The following is a 4,298-nucleotide window of genomic DNA, read 5'->3' on the forward strand; positions in this document are numbered from 1 at the left end:
ACTCCGGGGGGCCGTCGGCACGCGGAGTGAATGAGTCGAACACCGCATACGCCGCGAGGCGCTCCGCCGTGGACCACATCGGACTGCAGGTCGTGAGCGTGAGGTAGCGCCCGTCCGCGGCGACGCCGGGACGCTGCGGCACAGGCTCGAGCACTGCCACCTCATCGGGTCGTACGTACTCCATGTTCCGGAAGCGGTAGGTGTACCACCCCTCCTGCGTTTCGAGCACGATCGCGTCGCCGATCTGCAGCGACGGAACGTGCTCGAACGGCGCCCCCTGCGTATAGCGGTGTGCGGCCAGGGCGACGTTACCCATGTCCCCCGGCATGGCCGTCCCCGGATAGTGGCCGACCCCGATCGGGTCGAGCACACGGGACTTGCTGATCCCCTCGGCGATCGGAAACACCCAGGTGTCTCCGAACCGCGGGATGTGAAGGGCTCCGAACACCTCGGCATCCCCCACGGGGGCGGGGACGACCGGCTCCACCGGGGCGGGCTCGGACTCGACGCTGGGATCGGGCGTCGGCTCGGGGACCGTCTGCCCCTGCTCCCCCATCGCCCATTCCTGCGTGATCTCGCGGGCCTGCGACTGGCGCTGCTCGCCGATGATCGCATCGCCGATCCACAGCTGCCACACCATGAACAGCAGCAGCACGATGCCGAGGGTCATGAGGATCTCACCGATCACGCCAACGACGCTCGCGCGGCCACGCGGGGCGGCGGAACGACGACGACGAAGCGGCGGGGCGGCGGGGTCGGACACGTCTGCATCCTAACGAAGCGGCATGACAAGGCGCTGAGGCTAAACTTGCCCGCATGGCACCTTCCGACAAGCCCGGCGAGCCCGTCACCGAGCGCCCCGAGGGCGACCCCGCCCCCAATCCCGTGTGGTTCAAGCCCATCATGTTCGGGCTCATGCTCCTGGGCCTCTTGTGGGTGCTCGTGTTCTACCTGAGCAGCACGCAGTTCCCCATTCCGGGTATCGGCCCCTGGAACCTCGTGATCGGCTTCGGCATCGCGTTCGTCGGCTTCCTGATGACGACCCGCTGGCGCTGAGCCGCCCTTCCACACCCCCTCCACACCTGTGAATTACACCGGTGTGATTCATCCCCAGGCTGGGGATGAACCTGTGGATAACTATCCGTAGACCAGCGCGGGGATGACCAGCAGCGCCAGCAATCCCACTCCGACGGCCACGAGCAGCCAGATCTGCTGCTGCCGCTGACGCTCGGCCCGCGTGCGGGCGAAGATCATCCCCACGAGCGCGCCCACGAGGCCGCCGCCGATGTGGGCCTGCCAGGAGATGCCCGACCCCGGCAGGAAGGTGATCACGAGGTTGAGCCCCAGCAGCACCGCGATGGCGGTCACGTTGGCGCCCAGGTGCCGCCCGATCACGAACATGGCGCCCAGCAGGCCCCACACCGCACCCGATGCGCCCACAACCCACGTGCCCGGCGCGAGCAGCGCCACAAGCACCGAGCCGCCGAGCGCGCTCAGCAGGTACAGCGCCAGAAATCGCGCGCGACCCAGCAGCGGCTCGAGGCTGCGTCCCAGCGCCCACAACGCCAGCATGTTCAGCGCGACGTGCCAGAGGCTCGCGTGCACGAGCGTGACCGTCAGCAGCCGCCACGGCTGGAAAGCGGGACTCGGCAGGACGAAGGCGCTGTTGAAGGCCAGGTACGACGAGACGTAGCCGCCGACCACCGGAAGCTGGGCCAGGACGTACGTGATCGACGTGAGGATGATCAGCGCATACGTCACCAGCGGCCGCGGATCGCGCGTGACCGCCCGCCGCGACGGCATGCGCGTGAGCTTCGCCGCCTTCTGCTGGTCGCGCAGGCACTCCGGACAGATCACACCGACCGGCATCTGCGTCTGACACTCAGGACAGATCGTGCGCAGGCACCGCTGGCACAGCACGAAGCTCTGCCGGTCAGGATGCCGGTAGCAGAAGTTCTCCGGATTGGCGCCGAAGTCCGGTGCGGTCACGCGCCGAGTCGACCGATGCTCAGACGGCCGCGATGTCGATGGAGGAGATCACGACGGGCTCGACCGGGCGGTCGCCGGCCGCGGTGGGAACCTTGGCGATCTCGTCGACCACGGCACGCGAGGCGTCGTCGGCGACCTCGCCGAAGATCGTGTGCTTGCCGTTGAGCCACGGCGTGGGGTCCGTGGTGATGAAGAACTGCGATCCGTTCGTGCCCTCGGCCTTGCCGGTGATCGCGTTGCGACGCAGCCCCGCGTTGGCCATGGCCAGCAGGTACGGCGCGCCGAAGGTCAGCTCGGGGTTGATCTCGTCGTCGAACGTGTAGCCGGGGCCGCCGACGCCCTTGCCGAGCGGGTCGCCCCCCTGGATCATGAAGCCGGGGATGATGCGGTGGAAGATCACGTCCTTGTACAGCGGACCCTCGCCCGGCTTGCCGGTGGCGGGGTCGGTCCAGGCGCCCGTTCCGTCGGCCAGGCCGATGAAGTTCTGCACCGTACGGGGTGCGTGGTCTCCGAAGAGATTGACGACGATGTCGCCGTGGTTGGTGTGCAGGGTCGCGACCGCTGTGGGGAGTGCCATGTCGTACATTCTCGCAGAGTTATGTGCAACCCCTCCCGTCCGGGGGTGGGGTCGTCTGGCAAGATATGGATAAACGTGTCCGAGCGATTTAGGGAGGGCCCCTCGTGAGCCTCAGCCGCAAGCGCAAGAAGGAACTCCGCAAGCTCCAGAAGCAGGCGAACACCCTGTGGGAATCTCAGCAGGTTCTCGTGGGGGAAGCGGCCAACGTCGCCAAGGAGGCCGGCCGTCAGCTCGGCCACTACCAGCGCGAGAACGTCATGCCGGTGATCAGCGGCGCGTACGGGCAGTACGCCGCCCCATACGTCTCCAAGGCCACGAAGGTGTCGCGGCAGGTGCTCAACGACAAGGTCGTTCCCGCAGCCGGCGCCGTCGTCGGTTCGGCGATGTCGGTGTGGGACGCCGCCAACGACACGCGTGCGCGGGTCGCCGCGGGTCGCGGCTTCGCCGCCCCCGACGTGTCGAAGTACTCCAAGAAGGCTGACAAGTACAGCAAGGACGCGGCGAAGAAGTTCGCCAAGAAGCTCGCCGTCGTCGCTCCGGAGCCGAAGAAGAGCATGAGCGCCGGCAGCGTCATCGCGATCATCCTGGCCATCTCTGCGGCGCTCGGCGTCGCGTACGCCGCCTGGCAGACGCTGCGCGCCGATGACGAGCTGTGGGTGGCCGATGACCCGCTGAGCGCACCGGACGCGTGACGACACCGTCCGACGGTCTCTCTCGAGCCCGCGACGCCGCACAGGCGCGCGGGCTCGAGGTGTCTTTCCGGGAGCGACCCGCCGCACACAGCCTGCCCGAGGCCGCCGAGCTGCTCGGCATCCGGCCGGCCGACATCGTCAAGACCCTCGTGGTCAAGCGCAGCGACGACACCTATCTCTTCGCTCTCGTCCCCGGGGATCGGGTGATCTCATGGCCCAAGCTCCGCGCCGTCGTGGGGGTCAACAAGCTGCGCCTCCCCGACGCTGAGCACGCCTTCGCCGCGACCGGCTACGCACGCGGCACGATCGTTCCCATCGGCAGCACCGTGGACTGGCCGGTGTTCGCCGACGAGCGCATCAGGGGCAAACGCATCGCCATGGGAGCCGGTGCCCCCGGCTACAGCCTGTTCGTCGACGCAGACGCCCTCATAGCGGCGTACGGGGCGACCGTGGCGGATATCTCCGTCGCGGAGCCGCCGCCTGGGGCGCCCCTCAGCTGACGTCGGCCATCTTCAGCGCGATGTCCACGAGCTTCAGGCGCTGCAGCAGCCGCACCCCCGGCACCGGGAACCACTCCGCTCGATCGGTCGATCCGCCGATCTCATCGCGCAGGCGTCCGCCGGTCACACGGGCGGAGTACACGATCCTCAGGGTGTGCAGCGGGTCCTCGGCGGCCTCCAGGCGACGCGAGGCGGGGATGACGCGGGAGTGGATGCCGAGAAGGTCGTCGACGGCGACCTTGTAGCCCGTCTCCTCGCGCACTTCGCGGCGCACGGCATGTTGCGGGTCCTCCCCCGCCTCCAGGCCTCCGCCCGGCATCGTCCAGCCCGAGCGGCCGTTGTCGTTCCAGTGCGCGAGCAGCACGCGGTCGTCGTCATCCCTGATGACGGCGTAGGCGGCGACTCGAAGTTGCATGCGTGCGACTCTAGCCAGGCAGGCGGAGCAGTCGGGGGTGGTCGCGAGGCGGCGGGCTGATCGTTTAGGGTACGGCCCGCACGGGTTTCGCCCGGGACGCGGAGTCGGTGCCGAAACGAGAAGCG

General features: G+C 68.6%; 7 protein-coding genes. 3 read left to right on the forward strand and 4 right to left on the reverse strand.

What is annotated here, in order from left to right; genetic code table 11:
* Positions 1-763, reverse strand: a 763-nt coding sequence (locus NQ160_RS19465) for a class E sortase (protein ID WP_257516765.1), incomplete at its 3' end; no start/stop codon positions are given.
* A gap of 53 nt (positions 764-816) precedes the next feature.
* Between NQ160_RS19465 and NQ160_RS19470 the strand changes: the two genes are divergently transcribed.
* Positions 817-1,056, forward strand: coding sequence for a cell division protein CrgA (locus NQ160_RS19470; protein WP_257514059.1), 240 nt, complete (start codon positions 817-819; stop codon positions 1,054-1,056).
* Between the two features lie 81 nt (positions 1,057-1,137).
* Here the strand turns inward: NQ160_RS19470 and NQ160_RS19475 are convergent, their stop codons facing one another.
* Positions 1,138-1,989, reverse strand: coding sequence for a rhomboid family intramembrane serine protease (locus NQ160_RS19475; protein ID WP_257514060.1), 852 nt, complete (start codon positions 1,987-1,989; stop codon positions 1,138-1,140).
* 19 nt (positions 1,990-2,008) lie between these two features.
* A complete protein-coding gene (locus NQ160_RS19480; protein WP_257514061.1) occupies positions 2,009-2,566 on the reverse strand; it encodes a peptidylprolyl isomerase in 558 nt (185 codons plus the stop codon).
* Positions 2,567-2,670: 104 nt separating this feature from the next.
* Between NQ160_RS19480 and NQ160_RS19485 the strand changes: the two genes are divergently transcribed.
* Positions 2,671-3,258: a DNA helicase gene (locus tag NQ160_RS19485; RefSeq protein ID WP_257516766.1), complete on the forward strand. Its 588-nt coding sequence runs from the start codon at positions 2,671-2,673 to the stop codon at positions 3,256-3,258.
* Positions 3,255-3,758, forward strand: a complete 504-nt coding sequence (locus tag NQ160_RS19490) for an aminoacyl-tRNA deacylase (protein ID WP_257516767.1) — start codon at positions 3,255-3,257, stop codon at positions 3,756-3,758. The genes NQ160_RS19485 and NQ160_RS19490 overlap by 4 nt, the downstream gene beginning before the upstream one ends.
* Here the strand turns inward: NQ160_RS19490 and NQ160_RS19495 are convergent.
* On the reverse strand, positions 3,751-4,173 hold the full coding sequence (locus tag NQ160_RS19495; RefSeq protein WP_257516768.1) for an NUDIX hydrolase: 423 nt from the start codon (positions 4,171-4,173) through the stop codon (positions 3,751-3,753). The two genes, NQ160_RS19490 and NQ160_RS19495, sit on opposite strands and share 8 nt — an antisense overlap.
* Between the last annotated feature and the right edge of the window lie 125 nt (positions 4,174-4,298).

The organism is Microbacterium sp. zg.Y909, from assembly GCF_024626565.1.

Coding starts and splice junctions, on each gene's coding strand:
- NQ160_RS19495 (WP_257516768.1), bottom strand. CDS start 4,173: ATGCAACTTCGAGTCGCCGCCTACGCCGTCATCAGGGATGACGACGAC.
- NQ160_RS19470 (WP_257514059.1), top strand. CDS start 817: ATGGCACCTTCCGACAAGCCCGGCGAGCCCGTCACCGAGCGCCCCGAG.
- NQ160_RS19480 (WP_257514061.1), bottom strand. CDS start 2,566: ATGGCACTCCCCACAGCGGTCGCGACCCTGCACACCAACCACGGCGAC.